At 61.0% G+C, this 14,204-nt stretch carries 15 protein-coding genes; 7 read left to right on the forward strand and 8 right to left on the reverse strand.

Annotated elements, in window-relative coordinates; genetic code table 11:
- Positions 1-135 precede the first annotated feature (135 nt).
- Both ACLD1X_RS08525 and ACLD1X_RS08530 read right to left on the reverse strand, forming a co-directional pair.
- The gene (locus ACLD1X_RS08525) at positions 136-429 is read right to left on the reverse strand and encodes a hypothetical protein (RefSeq protein ID WP_003226812.1); all 294 of its coding nucleotides are present in this window, start codon (positions 427-429) and stop codon (positions 136-138) included.
- Between the two features lie 56 nt (positions 430-485).
- Positions 486-1,091 carry an arylesterase gene (locus ACLD1X_RS08530; RefSeq protein WP_429366932.1) on the reverse strand — a complete coding sequence of 202 codons (606 nt, stop codon included), beginning with the start codon at positions 1,089-1,091 and terminating at the stop codon, positions 486-488.
- 10 nt (positions 1,092-1,101) lie between these two features.
- Here ACLD1X_RS08530 and ACLD1X_RS08535 point away from each other — a divergent pair, with 10 nt between their 5' ends.
- The 3 genes from ACLD1X_RS08535 to greB are packed head-to-tail and all read left to right on the forward strand — an operon-like array spanning position 1,102 to position 4,821.
- Entirely contained in the window at positions 1,102-1,785 is a 684-nt protein-coding gene (locus ACLD1X_RS08535) for an ABC transporter ATP-binding protein (protein WP_007991765.1), read from the forward strand.
- A complete protein-coding gene (locus ACLD1X_RS08540; RefSeq protein ID WP_429366933.1) occupies positions 1,785-4,289 on the forward strand; it encodes an ABC transporter permease in 2,505 nt (834 codons plus the stop codon). The genes ACLD1X_RS08535 and ACLD1X_RS08540 overlap by 1 nt, the downstream gene beginning before the upstream one ends.
- 34 nt (positions 4,290-4,323) lie before the next feature.
- Positions 4,324-4,821: a transcription elongation factor GreB gene (gene greB, locus ACLD1X_RS08545; protein WP_007973570.1), complete on the forward strand. Its 498-nt coding sequence runs from the start codon at positions 4,324-4,326 to the stop codon at positions 4,819-4,821.
- Between the two features lie 3 nt (positions 4,822-4,824).
- Here greB and ACLD1X_RS08550 read toward each other — a convergent pair whose 3' ends face one another.
- From ACLD1X_RS08550 to ACLD1X_RS08560, 3 genes are all read right to left on the reverse strand, one after another.
- On the reverse strand, positions 4,825-5,133 hold the full coding sequence (locus ACLD1X_RS08550) for a class I SAM-dependent methyltransferase (protein ID WP_429366934.1): 309 nt from the start codon (positions 5,131-5,133) through the stop codon (positions 4,825-4,827).
- Between the two features lie 247 nt (positions 5,134-5,380).
- Positions 5,381-5,815, reverse strand: a complete 435-nt coding sequence (locus ACLD1X_RS08555) for a DoxX family protein (RefSeq protein WP_429366935.1) — start codon at positions 5,813-5,815, stop codon at positions 5,381-5,383.
- 103 nt (positions 5,816-5,918) lie between these two features.
- Entirely contained in the window at positions 5,919-7,340 is a 1,422-nt protein-coding gene (locus tag ACLD1X_RS08560; protein WP_429366936.1) for a transglycosylase SLT domain-containing protein, read from the reverse strand.
- A gap of 237 nt (positions 7,341-7,577) precedes the next feature.
- On the opposite strand from ACLD1X_RS08560, the gene ACLD1X_RS08565 reads away from it, so the two are divergent.
- The 3 genes from ACLD1X_RS08565 to ACLD1X_RS08575 all read left to right on the forward strand — a co-directional run bounded on the left by ACLD1X_RS08565 (position 7,578) and on the right by ACLD1X_RS08575 (position 10,652).
- Positions 7,578-8,387, forward strand: a complete 810-nt coding sequence (locus ACLD1X_RS08565; protein WP_429366937.1) for a TatD family hydrolase — start codon at positions 7,578-7,580, stop codon at positions 8,385-8,387.
- Positions 8,388-8,574: 187 nt separating this feature from the next.
- Complete coding sequence (locus tag ACLD1X_RS08570; RefSeq protein WP_429366938.1) at positions 8,575-10,056, forward strand: methyl-accepting chemotaxis protein; 1,482 nt, start codon at positions 8,575-8,577, stop codon at positions 10,054-10,056.
- A gap of 230 nt (positions 10,057-10,286) precedes the next feature.
- Complete coding sequence (locus tag ACLD1X_RS08575) at positions 10,287-10,652, forward strand: Mpo1-like protein (protein ID WP_429366939.1); 366 nt, start codon at positions 10,287-10,289, stop codon at positions 10,650-10,652.
- On the opposite strand, the gene ACLD1X_RS08580 is transcribed toward ACLD1X_RS08575, so the two are convergent.
- From ACLD1X_RS08580 to ACLD1X_RS08590, 3 genes are all read right to left on the reverse strand, one after another.
- On the reverse strand, positions 10,653-11,450 hold the full coding sequence (locus tag ACLD1X_RS08580) for an acyl-CoA thioesterase (RefSeq protein ID WP_429366940.1): 798 nt from the start codon (positions 11,448-11,450) through the stop codon (positions 10,653-10,655).
- 235 nt (positions 11,451-11,685) lie between these two features.
- Positions 11,686-12,444, reverse strand: a complete 759-nt coding sequence (locus ACLD1X_RS08585; RefSeq protein ID WP_429366941.1) for a CHAD domain-containing protein — start codon at positions 12,442-12,444, stop codon at positions 11,686-11,688.
- Positions 12,445-12,544: 100 nt separating this feature from the next.
- Complete coding sequence (locus tag ACLD1X_RS08590) at positions 12,545-12,823, reverse strand: hypothetical protein (RefSeq protein ID WP_008017838.1); 279 nt, start codon at positions 12,821-12,823, stop codon at positions 12,545-12,547.
- A gap of 221 nt (positions 12,824-13,044) precedes the next feature.
- On the opposite strand from ACLD1X_RS08590, the gene ACLD1X_RS08595 reads away from it, so the two are divergent.
- A complete protein-coding gene (locus ACLD1X_RS08595; RefSeq protein WP_429366942.1) occupies positions 13,045-14,082 on the forward strand; it encodes a patatin-like phospholipase family protein in 1,038 nt (345 codons plus the stop codon).
- Positions 14,083-14,204: the final 122 nt, after the last annotated feature.

The following is a 14,204-nucleotide window of genomic DNA, read 5'->3' on the forward strand; positions in this document are numbered from 1 at the left end:
AATGCCCCCGGATGAATGCCGGAGCGAAGGAACGCCGAGCCCAGGCGAGGGGCCGTATGGGCGAAACCCTAAGTCGCCGTTACCGCAGAAACGGATATGTACACAGTCAGCAAAATGCCAACGCGCAACAACAGATCAAAGCTCGAAACGCAATTCCGGCCAGATCGGCGAAGTCCCACGCTTCTGCGACTCAAGAATGGCCCGACACAACGAACACAGCCGCTGATCCTGAAACACCCGGCGATCAACACTCGACCACCGAGGCTGCGCCGGCAACAGGCTGCCACACAAGGTGCGATCCGCCGAGCCACCGAGCTCCAGCTGACGGGTCACCAGATGCACCCGCACTTCCTGGCAGGCGAACAGATCCAGCTGTTCGTCAGGCTCGATCAGTTGATAGGCAAAGAGTGACCAGGCGGGACGCGGCATCGGGGGCTCCAAATCGGGGGCGCCACCTTAGCCGAAAGCCTGCGTCTAGAAAAGTGTCATAACAGCGGTTTTAGGGTAGGCCAGACATTTTCCAGCAACTTGCTCTGGGCCCCGGCCGCCGGGTGTATGCCGTCTGCCTGCATCAAGTCCGGATGACCGCCCACGCCGTCGAGGAAAAACGGCACCAGCGGGATCTTTTTCTCATCGGCCAGGTTGCTGTAGACCTCGGCAAACGCCTTTGTGTAACGCGCACCGTAATTGGGGGGCAATTGCATGCCGAGCAGCAACACCCTGGCACCACTGGCCCGGGAGCTGTCGATCATCGACGCAAGATTTTGTTGCAATTGAGTTGGCTGCAATCCGCGCAGGCCGTCATTGCCGCCCAACTCGAGGATCACCAGTTCCGGTTTATGCTCTACAAGCAGCGCAGGCAGGCGCGCCTGGCCTCCGGCGCTGGTGTCGCCACTGATCGACGCATTGATCACCTTGTCGTCGAAACCTTCGCTCCTGAGCCGTTGCTCAAGCAGCGACACCCACCCCAGCCGGGTATCCAGCCCGAAACCGGCGCTGATACTATCGCCAACGATCAGGACAGTACCCGCCGCTGCGTTTTGGGCCATGCACAACAGGGCCAGGCCAGCACTCAAAAACCAGACACGCATCGGACTCTCCATGGGCGCAAGCATTCTCATCGCGAAGGACCTTAGCAAAGTGGTTCCCAGCGCGGAAGGTGAACTGACCATCCTGCACGAACTCAGCCTGGAACTGAACAAGGGCGACAGCCTGGCCATCGTCGGCGCTTCGGGTTCCGGCAAGTCCACCCTGCTGGGCCTGCTCGCCGGCCTCGACCTGCCGAGCAGCGGCGAAGTCACTCTCGCCGGGCAAGGCCTGAGCAACCTCGATGAAGACCAGCGCGCGCGCATCCGCGCCGAGCACGTGGGTTTTGTGTTCCAGTCATTCCAGTTGCTCGACAGCCTCAATGCCCTGGAAAACGTCATGCTGCCGCTGGAACTCGATGGCCGCAAGGACGCCCGCGAGCGCGCCACCCAATTACTGCAACGCGTGGGACTGGGCCAGCGCCTGACCCACTCGCCGCGCCAGCTTTCGGGGGGCGAGCAACAACGCGTAGCGATTGCCCGCGCATTTGCCGCCGAGCCCGACGTGCTGTTCGCCGATGAACCGACCGGCAACCTCGACAGCCACACCGGCGAGCGCATCAGCGACTTGCTGTTCGAGCTCAACAAGGAACGCGGCACGACCCTGGTGCTGGTGACTCACGATGAACGCCTGGCCCATCGCTGCCGGCGCCTGATCCGTCTTGAAGCCGGCCTGCTGGTCGCCCCTCTGGAGCCTTGATGGCACGTCTGCCGCTGTTGCGTCTGTTCAGTCTCGCCATCCGCCAATTGCTGCGCGACGCCCGCGCCGGTGAATTGCGCGTTTTGTTTTTCGCCTTGCTGGTGGCCGTGGCCGCCAGCACCGCCATCGGTTACTTTGGTGCGCGCCTGAACGGCGCCATGATGCTGCGCGCCACCGAATTCCTCGGTGCCGACCTGCTGCTCGAAGGCAGCTCGCCTGCGCGTCCCGAGCAAATGAAAAGCGGCATCGAACTGGGTCTTGAACACGCTCAAGTAGTGGAGTTTTCCAGCGTTATCGCCACCGACAACGGCATCCAGCTGTCCAGCATCAAGGCGGCCGATGACACCTACCCGCTACGTGGTGAACTGAAAAGCGCACCCGCGCCCTTTGCCGTGGAGGAACCCGGTGGAGGACCGAAACCCGGCGAAGCCTGGGTTGAGGCACGCCTGCTGACCGCCCTGGACCTGAAGATCGGCGACAGCATCGATGTCGGCATGAAAACCCTGAAACTGACGCGGGTGCTGACGTACGAACCCGACCGCGCCGGCAATTTCTACAGCCTGACGCCGCGAGTGCTGATCAATCTCGTCGACCTTGCGGCCACCGGTGTAGTGCAGCCCGGCAGCCGGGTCAGCTATCGGGAGTTGTGGCGCGGCGATGCCAAGGCGCTGGAATCCTATCGGCAACTGATAAAACCGGGCCTCGCCGCCAATCAGCGCCTGCAGGACGCCCGCGACGGCAACCGGCAGATCGGTGGCGCCCTGGGCAAAGCCGAACGCTACCTGAACATGGCCAGCCTGGTGGCGGTGTTGCTGTCCGGCGTGGCGGTGGCGCTGTCGGCCAACCGTTTCGCCAGCCGTCGATTCGATGCCAGTGCGCTGCTGCGTTGCCTCGGGCTGTCGCGCCGGGAAACCCTGGTGTTGTTCAGCCTGCAACTGAGCGTCCTCGGACTGCTGGCCAGCATCAGCGGCGCCCTCCTCGGCTGGTTCGCACAGTTGGGATTGTTTGCCCTGCTGCATGACTTGCTGCCAACCGACGTGCCTGCCGGCGGGCTGTTTCCGGCCGTTGCCGGGATCGGCACCGGGCTGGTTGCGCTGGCCGGTTTCGCCTTGCCGCCGCTGGCGGCTCTTGGCCGGGTTCCGCCATTGCGCGTATTGCGTCGGGACATGCTGCCCATCCCTTCCAGCACCTGGATGGTCTACGGTGCAGCACTGGGCGCCCTCGGCCTGATCATGTGGCGCCTGAGCCTGGACCTGCTGCTGACCTTTGCCCTGCTCGGCGGCGGCGTGATTGCAGCGCTGGTGCTGGGTGGATTGTTGCTGCTGCTGTTGAAGAGCCTGCGACGCATGCTCGCCCGTGCGTCCCTGCCCTGGCGCCTGGGACTCGGGCAATTGCTGCGCCACCCCCTCGCTGCCGCGGGCCAGTCCCTGGCGTTCGGCCTGATTCTGCTGTCGATGGCGCTGATTGCGCTGCTGCGCGGCGAGTTGCTGGATACCTGGCAAAACCAGTTGCCGAAAAACGCCCCCAATTACTTCGCCTTGAACATCTTGCCCGCGGATAAACAGGCCTTCACCGATCACCTGATCGCCGTGTCGGCGCAATCGGCACCGTTGTATCCGGTGGTGCCGGGGCGCTTGATCAGCATCAACGGCGAACCGGTGCAGCAGATCGTCACCAAGGAGTCGGCGGGCGATCGGGCAATCCAGCGCGACCTCAGCCTGACCTGGGCCGCGGACCTGCCAGCGGGCAACAAAATCACGAGCGGCCATTGGTGGAACGAACAGACGCCGGACGGCGTTCCCGGCGTATCGGTGGAAGGCAAGGTCGCTGAAAGCCTGAAAATCAAGCTCGGCGACCAACTGGTTTTCAGCGTTGGCGGGGTCAATCGCGAGGCGAAAGTCACCAGCCTGCGGGAGATCAACTGGGACAACTTCCAGCCGAACTTCTTCATGATCTTCCAGCCCGGCACCCTGAAGGATCTGCCGGCGACTTACCTGACCAGCTTCTATCTGGCACCGGGCCATGACCAACAGATCGTCGACCTGTCCCGTGCCTTCCCGGCGGTAACGATCCTGCAGGTCGAAGCCTTGCTGGAACAACTGCGCAGCATTCTCGCCCAGGTCACCCTGGCGGTGGAGTACGTGTTGCTGTTCGTATTGGCGGCGGGCATGGCGGTGCTGTTTTCCGGCCTGCAGGCGACGCTCGACGAACGCATTCGCCAGGGCGCATTGCTGCGAGCGCTGGGGGCCGAACGGCAATTGCTGGTCAAGGCGCGGCGCATCGAGTTCGGCTTGCTCGGTGCAGTCAGTGGTTTGCTGGCGACACTGGGATCGGAACTGGTGAGCCTGGTGCTCTACCGCTACGCCTTCGACCTGCCATGGCATCCGCATCCATGGCTGTTGCTGCTGCCACTGGCGGGTGGCGTGCTGATCGGTGGTGCCGGGGTGTTCGGCACCCGTCGGGCATTGAACGCCAGCCCGCTGACAGTCCTGCGCGAGGGTTGATAGACTCCTGCCATCCACACCACAAGAAGCTGTCATGAGCCGTTATCGCCCTCCCCGCACCGCCGGCACCGCGCTGATCACCCCCGAGGGTGAAGCGCGGATGCGTGCCGAGTTCCATGAACTGTGGCATGTACGCCGGCCCCAGGTCACCCAGGCTGTCAGCGAAGCCGCGGCCCAGGGTGATCGTTCGGAGAACGCCGAGTACACCTACGGCAAAAAGATGCTGCGAGAAATCGACAGCCGCGTGCGTTTTCTCACCAAGCGCCTGGAAGCGCTCAAGGTCGTCAGCGAAAAACCCAGCGATCCGAACAAGGTCTATTTCGGCGCCTGGGTCACGATCGAGGACGAGGACGGCAAGGAGTCGCGCTACCGCATTGTCGGGCCGGATGAACTGGACCTCAAACAAGGCCTGATCAGCATTGATTCGCCGCTGGCCCGCGCCCTGATCGGCAAGGCACTGGACGCCGAAGTTCGAGTCCAGACACCAACCGGTGAGCAGTGTGTTTATATCGTGGCGATCGATTACCCGTAAAACTCAACGGCGGGTGATCAGCCCTTGCCGGGCAACGCGGGTCAGTTGCCTGATCACTTCCGGCGCGTCTTCAGGGCTGGGGGATTGAATCACTGCCAGATCGAAACTGTCGTCGGCGAAACGAGCAAGCGACTCACCGTCTTCGACAAACTGGATCAGGAAGGCAGCGGGACCGCCGGTACGACGTGGCCAGCCATCGAGATAACGCAAGAGCGTCGGCTGATGTTTGCCGCCAAGCAGGATTTTTGGATTGCGCTGGGTGAGATGTGCCGTGATCGGCGCCGGACGTACAACGGGGTTTAGTGCATTCATTGTGTCGTGTCTCTGCCTCAAAAGTCTGCATGGCAGGTGAGAGGCAACACCGAACCAGCGCTTTAGCGGTATTTCGAAGCCTGTTCCGGCTTCTATCGGCAACTGGATGAGTCACCTGGCGCCCCGCAAGTAGCTGTTTAAATCGGCGCATGAGCAACATCCTAGAGAAGCTGACTGGACAGTGTCAAGAATGACGCTCAACAAAAAAGGCCCGCGCAATGCGGGCCTTTTCGTTGAGCCAGAGCGGTCAACCGGCGATGGCACGGTCCGCCGAGAGTTTGCCCGCACCTTCGATCAATACCGCGATACTGCCACCGAACAACACCAGGGCGAATTCATAACCATTGTTGGCCATGAACAGACCGTTGCCGATGTGCACCGTGAGAATCGCGACCAGCGACAGCAATGCCAGACCAAGTGCGGCCGGGCGAGCCAGCAAGCCGATGATCAGGGCCAGGCCGGCGAAGAATTCGATACCGCCGGCCATTGCCGCCATCAGGTAACCCGGCGTCAGCCCGACGCTTTCCATGTACTGCGCGGTTCCCGCCAGGCCATAACCACCGAATGCGCCGAAGAGTTTCTGCGAACCGTGAGCGGCGAAGACAACACCGACAACGATGCGCAGAACCGTCAGGCCGTAGCCTGCGCGGGTAGAAAGTACCTTGTTGATCAGAGTGCTCATGCTGTTTCATTCCTTGTTGGTCAGTGTTGGATGGCCGCTATATTAATCAACAATACATATGTTAAAAGCGCAAAAAACCCACCATACCAATCAGATTAGCTGATCATTTGCGTGAGACAATCTTTTGTCCCTGGGGCTCCAACGACTCCCGCTCCCGGTCGAACGCCAAGTAATACTTGTTCACGCTATTAACATAGCTGACCGGCCCCATACCCACTTGCTCCATGGCAATGCGTTCGACCTGGAAGAACCATTGGTTGGGATTCAACCCTCGCCGCCGGGCTTCGGCGCGCATGCCCTGAACCCGCTCCGGCCCGATGTTGTAGGCTGCCAGCACAAACGCCATGCGTTCGCGCTCGTTGAGTTTCGGGCTGGCAAAAAACTTGCGCCGGATCATCGCCAGGTACTTGGCCCCGGCCTGCACATTGCCGTCTACATCCTGAATATTGTTGACCCCCACCCGCTGCGCCGCAGACGGCGTGATCTGCATCAGGCCGGTCGGGCCACCGCCACTTCCGGCCGCAGGCTGCAGCGCTGATTCCTTGAACGCCAATGCCGCCAGGTTCAGCCAGTCCATGCCCTGGGCGTCGGCGTGTTTTTGCAGCACCGGGCGAAGTTTTTCCAGACGCTGCCGATCCGCCTTGGCCAGTGGGTAGTGCACTTGATAGAGACGCCGATAGATCCGCAGGAACGCGGCATCCTGATCCGACGGTTTTTTGTAACCGGTGAGGAAGCGATCGATGCTGGCCCGCAACATCGAGGCATCACGGCGCACGAACCAGAACTCCTCTCCCGGATCACTGATGAGTACCTGTTTGTCGAAACGCAGTTTGGGCAGGATCTTGCCCCAGCGTTCGGCGATCGGCTGTTCAACGATGGTCAGGTGGAAGATCCCGCCCTGCACCATCTCCAGCACATCCTCGACGGCAAGGCTCGGATCGACCCATTCGATTTTGACTGGTGGCAGTTTGTGCAAGGCGAGCTTTTGATTGATCTGGCTGACAGCATCCCCGGCGGCGCTGCCGGCAGGCAAGGCCAGGGTCTTGCCGGAGAGCTGTTCAAGCCGGGTGTAGCGGCGTTCGCCCTTGATACCCACCAGGACCAACGGGATGTTGCTGGCAATCGGCTCACTGGTGCTGACGGCGAAACCCGCTTGCAGGTCGAGCAACTCGCCTGGCGCCACCAGATCACCCTCCCCGCGCTGCAATGCGCCGAGCAGTTGATCCTTGGCCTTGGGAATGATCTTGAGGGTGATTTCCTGACCGTCACGGGCGTGGCCGTTGAGGTACTGCTCGAACGCCCTGAGGCGATGGTATTCGACCCCGATCGCCTGCCCCTGGACTTCGCCGGAACTGTTGCGGCTCTGGTTGACCAATACCCGCAGCACGCGGCTGCTGCGGATTTCCGCCAGATCGCGCACCTTGCTGGCCGGTACGGCTTGCAGCGGCCCGGGCAGACGCGCGACCGCCGACATCGGCAGTAGCAGCGAACAACACAGCAGTAGCAAAACCGAGGGACGAATCATCCACTCTCCGGAAAGAATATGAGGCCCGCTTCAATGACGAAAATCATCAAGCGCGGCGACAAAAACAGAGCGCCCAAGGCGCTGGCAAAGTGCGAAAGACTGGCACAATGATGGCAAAACTACCAACCCAGCTTGGTCCACGGCTCAAGAGACAGCGCTAACTCGTTGTAGTTCTTGGCTTTTCTTATAAATCCACGGCTCTGATATGCTTTCCGGCCTTTGGGCCGAGGTAGCACCATGCAACTCATCGATATCGGCGTCAACCTGACCAACGCCAGTTTTGCCGACAAACACCAGGCCGTACTCGATCGCGCCTACGCGGCCGGCGTGTGCCAACTGGTGCTGACCGGCACCAGCGTCGAGGGCAGTGAACAGGCCCTCGAACTGTGCCGGCAACTGGACGAAAGTGCCCTGCGCCTGTTCGCCACCGCCGGTATTCACCCTCACTGCGCCAGCGACTGGAACGCCGACAGCGCCCGGCGTTTGCGCAGCTTGCTCAAGGAGCCGAATGTGGTGGCCGTGGGCGAATGCGGGCTGGACTTCAACCGTGACTTCTCGCCACGTCCGCAGCAGGAAAAGGTCCTCGAAGAACATCTGGCCATGGCCGTTGAATTGCAACTGCCGGTCTTTCTGCACGAACGCGATGCCAGCCAGCGTTTGCTGGAAATCCTGCGCGACTTCCGCGACCGGCTGCCGGCTGCCGTGGTTCATTGTTTCACTGGCGAACAGAAGGCACTGTTCAGCTATCTCGACCTGGACTTGCACATCGGCATTACCGGCTGGATCTGCGACGAACGCCGGGGCACGCATTTGCATCCACTGGTCAAGGAGATCAAGCGCGGGCGCCTGATGCTCGAAAGCGATGCACCTTACCTGCTGCCGCGCAGCCTGCGCCCCAAGCCGAAAAACGGGCGAAACGAGCCGGCGTACCTGACCGAAGTATTGCGCGAAGTGGCGCTGCATCGCGGGGAAAGCCAGGAAGATCTGGCGGCGCACACGACAGCCTGTGCACGAGCGTTTTATAGGCTGCCCACCATCGCCCTGTAAACACTGCCCCTTGTGGGAGCGGGCTTGCTCGCGAAGGGGGACTATCAAACACCATTGATGTCGACTGATACCCTGCCTTCGCGAGCAAGCCCGCTCCCACATTGACCTGCATCAAAATCCGGATTCTGCATGACGGCACAATGCTGGCACCTTGCCAAAACTGTTTCCGCTATCAGAGAAGACCTCCATGGGTGCCTGGCTTAGCAATATCTCGCTGAAATACAAATTCTGGGCGGTCAACGCTGTCGCCTTCATCACCACGCTTTTGCTGGTGCTGTACGCCGTGCAGCTCGAACAACAGGCCCGCAGTCATGCATCCCGGGCTTCGGCTCAGTCACAGGCGCGATTGCTTGGCGCCTGGCCCGCCGGTCAACCCCTGCCCAAGACCGATAACCTGCTGACGTTCAATCGCGGGCAGGCGCCGACGCTGAATGGCCAGCCCGTGCTCGAACTTGCCGATGCAAACGGCTGGGTCGAGATCAACTCAATGCCGCTGCTGGGTGACAATCCGTTGATGGGTGCCGAAGTGTTCGCACGCGCCGACGACCAGCAGGTCGCCGTGATTGCCTACGGTCCAAGCCTGAGCCAGGTGTTCAACGAGCGCTTCACCAACTATGCGTTGGCGGTGTTCATCCTGATGCTGGCAATGCTCGGCGCATCGCAGTTATTGATCCGCTTCCTGCTCAGCCAGCTCAACACCTTGAAAGACGTCATGCTGCACGTAGAGAAAACCGGCGACCTGTCAGCTCGCGTGCCACTGGCCTGCAGCGACGAAGTCGGGCAAATGGCCAACGCCTTCAACGCCATGCAGGCCGGTTATCAACGGGTGGTCAATACCGTCGCCAGCACCGCCCGGCAACTGGACGTCGGTGCCGCACGGCTGGCAGCCAGCATGAATGAAGTGCGCCACGGCATGCTCGGTCAGCAAAGCGAAACCGATCAGGCCGCCACGGCGATCAATGAAATGACCGCAACGGTCTATCACATTGCTCAACATGCGGGTGCCACCCGTGACCTTTCGCAATCGGCCGATACCCTGGCCGGCAGCGGGCAGGAGGTCGTGACGCGGGTACAGCGCTCGATTGCCGGACTGTCCACCGGCGTCCAGCAGACCGCCGAGATGATTCAACGCCTGGCCGAGGACAGTCAGAAGATAAACGGCGTGGTCAACGTGATTCACAGCATCGCCGAACAGACCAATCTGTTGGCACTCAACGCCGCCATCGAAGCGGCCCGGGCCGGCGAGATGGGTCGCGGTTTTGCCGTGGTCGCCGATGAAGTGCGCAACCTTGCCAAACGCGTGCAGAGCTCTACGGACGAAATCACGCTCATGGTGTCAGCGTTGCAGGCCGGAACCCGTGACGCCGTGGATTTCATGCAGGAGAGCTCGTTCAAGGCCGACGATTGCGTGCAACAGGCGCAAGAGGCTGGTGTGGCACTGGCAGAGATTACCGGTGCGGTGGCGCAGATGCGTGAAAGCAATACACAGATCGCGGTGGCGGCCGAGCAGCAGAGCCAGGTGGCGGAAGAGATGAACCGGGCGGTGGTGAGCATCCGTGACGTGACCGAGAACACCGTGCAGCAGACGGTGACGTCGGCGACGACCAGCAATGAGCTGGCGGCATTGGCCGGGGAGTTGAGCAAGGCTATCGGTCAGCTCAAACTGTAAGGGCCCCATCGCGAGCAGGCTCGCTCCCACATTGGATTTTCAGTGGTCATCAGGTTGGGGTAAACACAGATCTACTGTGGGAGCGAGCCTGCTCGCGATAGCGTCAGAGCGGATAACATCAAATCCAGTCATGACACCTATCAAGCCAATAGCCAGCCTTGATTCGCCGCCAGCATTGACCGGGCCTATTCTTGATTACATGTACTCAACATGGATCGAGGATCAGCATCATGGGCAAACGTCACCCCAACCTTCCCGCCTGGCAATGGCGAGCGTACCCGGACAATCATCAGCACCCGACCAACCTGGTGTTGCACCTGATCGCGGTGCCGCTGTTCATCGTGGCGTTCCTGTTGATCGTGTCCGGGGTGTTCAGCCTGAGCCTGGCGAACATCGCCATTGGTGTGATCGGTGTGTTTGCCGCGCTGGCCTTGCAACGTCACGGCCACAGCCTGGAGACGCAAGCCGCCGAACCCTTCAGTGACCGCAAGGACGCGATATCGCGCTTGATGGTCGAGCAGTTCCTGACGTTTCCGCGGTTCTTCCTCAGCGGTGGCTGGTGGCGCGCCTGGCGGGAGCGCCACCGCCGTCACTGATCAGGCAAACACCGTCACTGTCTGCCGGCTCATGGCGATCAACCGACCATCCGCGCTCCACATTTTCGCGGCGGCGTGCCCGTAGCCGTCGGTGGCGTGCTCGGTTTCGACAAGGTATTTGCACCACTCCAGGGTGTTCAGTTCCAGCGACGGTTGCACGAATTCGATAGTCCAGGTCAATGTGCTGCCCATCGCCGGTTTCTTCAGAAATGGCATCAGGGCCGGCGGCCAGGCGTCCACCAGTGCCAGGATATGCGCCTCACTGACGGCCTCTTCTTTCACGTCGCCGCGCAAACGCACCCAGCCGCCCATTTGCCGGGACGTGCTACCGCTGAACGGCAGCCCGCCGACACTCCAGCGCATCGCCAGATGCCGCATGAATTCCGGGATGACGCCTTCGACAAAAGGCAATTCCTGGCACTCGTCCCAGTGCTTCATTTCAGGTGCCGGATCTGCGGCCACCGCCACTTCCGAAGGGCGTGAGGCACCAAAACTGCCCTGGATCAACGTCACCACCTGCCCCTTCTGCATCACCCGGCCCAACACCTGGCTGACCGCCTTGCCTTCGCGCAACACGTCGACTTCAAAACTGACCGGAACCTCGGGTTCAACCGGGCCGACAAAGGTGATTGCCAGCGAGCGCACCGGACGGTCCACCGGCACCCGGGCACGCATGGCTTCGTACTGCAAGGCGGCCACCAGTCCGCCGAAGCTGGCGCGCCCCTGGGCCCAGGAGGCCGGGATAGACAGCCCCAGCGGCTGGCTACGGACAGCGTCGAGCAGTTCGGAAAAACGCATGAAAACCTCAAGGATCGAAAAAAAGACAAAGGGATCTTAACCAGCTGGCGAAGGCTGCACAGTACCCATTCCGGCCAAATTGACTGACAGATAAGCCGCACAAGGCTCATGCCGAACATATAACCCTGTAGGAGCGAGCTTGCTCGCGATAGCGGTGTAACAGTCGCGATGTTGCCGAATGTTAATCCGTCATCGCGAGCAAGCTCGCTCCTACAGTTTGTCTCCGATAGTGATCTCAGGGTTTGAAACAGGCCTTGCTGAGTTTTTCCAGCACCCGGTCTGCACGGCTTTCGGCCTCGGCCATGGTGGCGGTCCAGACCGCAACACAGGGTTGCAAATCCGCTTCCTGTTCGGCCATGGCCAACCATTGCACGCAATCGTGCCAGTCACCCAGCGCGCCCTGGGCCGATTTCAACCGGGGCATGGCTGCTTTCGGCAAACGGTCCAGTTCGGGATAAGCGTCGATGCCATAGCGCACGCGCTTGATCAGCAAGCGCAAACGATGACGGTCGTGGGCCGGGTCATGCAGCGCCTCGTCGAGTATTTTCCACTGTTTGCCCAGGCGCTTTTCGATACGCTTGCGCAGGCCCTTGAGCAATCCCTGACGCTGGGCGGCCCGCAGAAAACGCGGAAACGCATCGAGGACGATCAACAATTGCGCGAGCTCCGGGCTGGCCGCCACGGCCGGATAGGCCTCGGTCATTTGCGCCATGCGCCACTGTGCGGCCTGGGGTTGATGGTGCTGTAGCAGGTACGCCGCCAGCACTTCGCGATCACGCAAGGGTGTGGTCAGCTCGCCCATCCGGGAGGCTGCCGCTTCCAGTTGCTCGACACCGGGCAGCCCGCGCAAGGGCCGCAACAGGCTGCGTAGCCGACGCATGGTGGTGCGCAGATCGTGTAACGCTTCAGGGTCAGTACGTTCTTTCAAGCGGGCCTGACAGGCCAGCAGACGAATTTCCAGGCCCAGAACCTGAGCCACCAACCGATCGATCATGGGGGTTTACTCCGTAAACAGCGCCAGGCTCCAGGCTACGAATTGCAAGCCCGATGAGTCTTGCAGTTGGTAGCTTAGAGCCTGACGCTGCTTTTTGCCTTCAACGCCCCGCGCGCGACTCGCGAATATAGAAACGGGCCTTCTCGGCCTTGTGGCTGCAGCCTTCGAACCCCTCGAATTGCTGCTGGGTCTTGGCCGCGGTCAACAGCGACAAGGCCTTGGAGTAGCTGACGGTCCCGGCGAAACCTTCGGCCTTGGCCAGGTCCAGCTCATGCCACGCGGCATCGAGCTGGCTGCCACAGCTGTCGCGGTAGGCGGTTTTGCCGGCACAGCCGGCGAGCGCCAGGGCAATCAATGGCACGCAGATCCAGGCTTTCATTACTCACTCCTCAAAAATAGGTCAACAGTCGTGCAGGTAAGACGGTGTGGCACCTGAAAAGTGCCGTTGGTCCACTGTGCAAACTATAGCGCCGGGGAGAATAACCATGTGCCGCCATGGAGTGTCGAAAATACGACGCTACTGCCTCATCGAACGACCATGGCGATTGAAGCATGACCCTCGATGGGTGCATTGTTGAACCATTCAAACGAGGGCGATTCATGAAAAAGCGTGTCGCACTGGTATTGGGCTCGGGTGGAGCCCGGGGTTATGCGCATATTGGGGTCATTGAAGAGATCGAACGGCGTGGCTATGACATCGCCTGTGTCGCCGGTTGCTCCATGGGCGCGGTGGTGGGCGGGATCTACGCCGCCGGCAAACTCAATGATTACCGCGACTGGATCGAGAGCCTGGACTATCTCGACGTGTTGCGTCTGGTGGATGTCAGTTTTCGTCTGGGGGCGATTCGTGGCGAGAAAGTCTTCGGGCAAATCCGCAAGATCGTCGGCGAAATCAACATCGAAGATTTGCGTATCCCCTACACGGCCGTTGCCGCCGACCTGACCAACCAGCAGGAGATCTGGTTCCAGGAAGGTTGCCTGCATCAGGCCATGCGCGCCTCGGCGGCGATCCCCAGCCTGTTTACCCCGGTGATGCAAGGCAACCGCATGCTGGTGGATGGCGGCATACTCAACCCGTTGCCGATCGTGCCGGTGGTGTCGAGCCATTGCGATCTGATCATCGCGGTCAACCTCAACTCCACCAACCAGCGCCACTATCAATTGCCGGTCATCCAGCGTCCCGCCGCCTTCAGGACCCGCTTCGACAGCCTGATCAACTCCCTCGGCTCGAAGCTGCCGTTCCGCCGCAAGCAGGCCGAGCAACTGTTGATCCTCGAACAGGAGGCCTTGAAGGCCGAAGGTGCGGACCTCAACTCGTGGATCGAATCCGCCGAGCCCGAGGGGCAGCAACCCGCGGCCGCTCCGGAAACCAGTGGTGCGCCCCGCTCCGCCACCGGCTCGTTCATCATCGACAACGTAGGACCGGCGTCCTTGCTGGATTTGATCAACCAGAGTTTCGAGGTGATGCAGACGTCGCTGGCACAGTACAAGATTGCCGGGTATCCGCCGGACATCCTGATCAACGTGCCTAAACGCGTGTGCCGGTTTTTCGAGTTCTACAAGGCGCCGGAGCTGATCGCGCTGGGACGGGAAATTGCGCGGGATACGCTGGATCGTTATGAGAATGAGCAGAACTGATCGTCTGAAAATTCTCGGGTGACTATCAGGGCCTCTTCGCGGGCAAGCCCGCTCCCACAGTGAATTTTTGGCGTTCACAAAATGTGTGTCTGACCTGGATCCCATGTAGGAGCGAGCCTGCT

Source organism: Pseudomonas sp. 18173 (assembly GCF_050432945.1).
Lineage (GTDB): Bacteria > Pseudomonadota > Gammaproteobacteria > Pseudomonadales > Pseudomonadaceae > Aquipseudomonas.

What these genes read in the sequence shown, in the direction of transcription:
- ACLD1X_RS08525 (WP_003226812.1), bottom strand. Translation starts at nt 429, where the DNA reads ATGCCGCGTCCCGCCTGGTCACTCTTTGCCTATCAACTGATCGAGCCT.
- ACLD1X_RS08530 (WP_429366932.1), bottom strand. Translation starts at nt 1,091, where the DNA reads ATGCGTGTCTGGTTTTTGAGTGCTGGCCTGGCCCTGTTGTGCATGGCC.
- ACLD1X_RS08535 (WP_007991765.1), top strand. Translation starts at nt 1,102, where the DNA reads ATGGGCGCAAGCATTCTCATCGCGAAGGACCTTAGCAAAGTGGTTCCC.
- ACLD1X_RS08540 (WP_429366933.1), top strand. Translation starts at nt 1,785, where the DNA reads ATGGCACGTCTGCCGCTGTTGCGTCTGTTCAGTCTCGCCATCCGCCAA.
- greB (WP_007973570.1), top strand. Translation starts at nt 4,324, where the DNA reads ATGAGCCGTTATCGCCCTCCCCGCACCGCCGGCACCGCGCTGATCACC.
- ACLD1X_RS08550 (WP_429366934.1), bottom strand. Translation starts at nt 5,133, where the DNA reads ATGAATGCACTAAACCCCGTTGTACGTCCGGCGCCGATCACGGCACAT.
- ACLD1X_RS08555 (WP_429366935.1), bottom strand. Translation starts at nt 5,815, where the DNA reads ATGAGCACTCTGATCAACAAGGTACTTTCTACCCGCGCAGGCTACGGC.
- ACLD1X_RS08560 (WP_429366936.1), bottom strand. Translation starts at nt 7,340, where the DNA reads ATGATTCGTCCCTCGGTTTTGCTACTGCTGTGTTGTTCGCTGCTACTG.
- ACLD1X_RS08565 (WP_429366937.1), top strand. Translation starts at nt 7,578, where the DNA reads ATGCAACTCATCGATATCGGCGTCAACCTGACCAACGCCAGTTTTGCC.
- ACLD1X_RS08570 (WP_429366938.1), top strand. Translation starts at nt 8,575, where the DNA reads ATGGGTGCCTGGCTTAGCAATATCTCGCTGAAATACAAATTCTGGGCG.
- ACLD1X_RS08575 (WP_429366939.1), top strand. Translation starts at nt 10,287, where the DNA reads ATGGGCAAACGTCACCCCAACCTTCCCGCCTGGCAATGGCGAGCGTAC.
- ACLD1X_RS08580 (WP_429366940.1), bottom strand. Translation starts at nt 11,450, where the DNA reads ATGCGTTTTTCCGAACTGCTCGACGCTGTCCGTAGCCAGCCGCTGGGG.
- ACLD1X_RS08585 (WP_429366941.1), bottom strand. Translation starts at nt 12,444, where the DNA reads ATGATCGATCGGTTGGTGGCTCAGGTTCTGGGCCTGGAAATTCGTCTG.
- ACLD1X_RS08590 (WP_008017838.1), bottom strand. Translation starts at nt 12,823, where the DNA reads ATGAAAGCCTGGATCTGCGTGCCATTGATTGCCCTGGCGCTCGCCGGC.
- ACLD1X_RS08595 (WP_429366942.1), top strand. Translation starts at nt 13,045, where the DNA reads ATGAAAAAGCGTGTCGCACTGGTATTGGGCTCGGGTGGAGCCCGGGGT.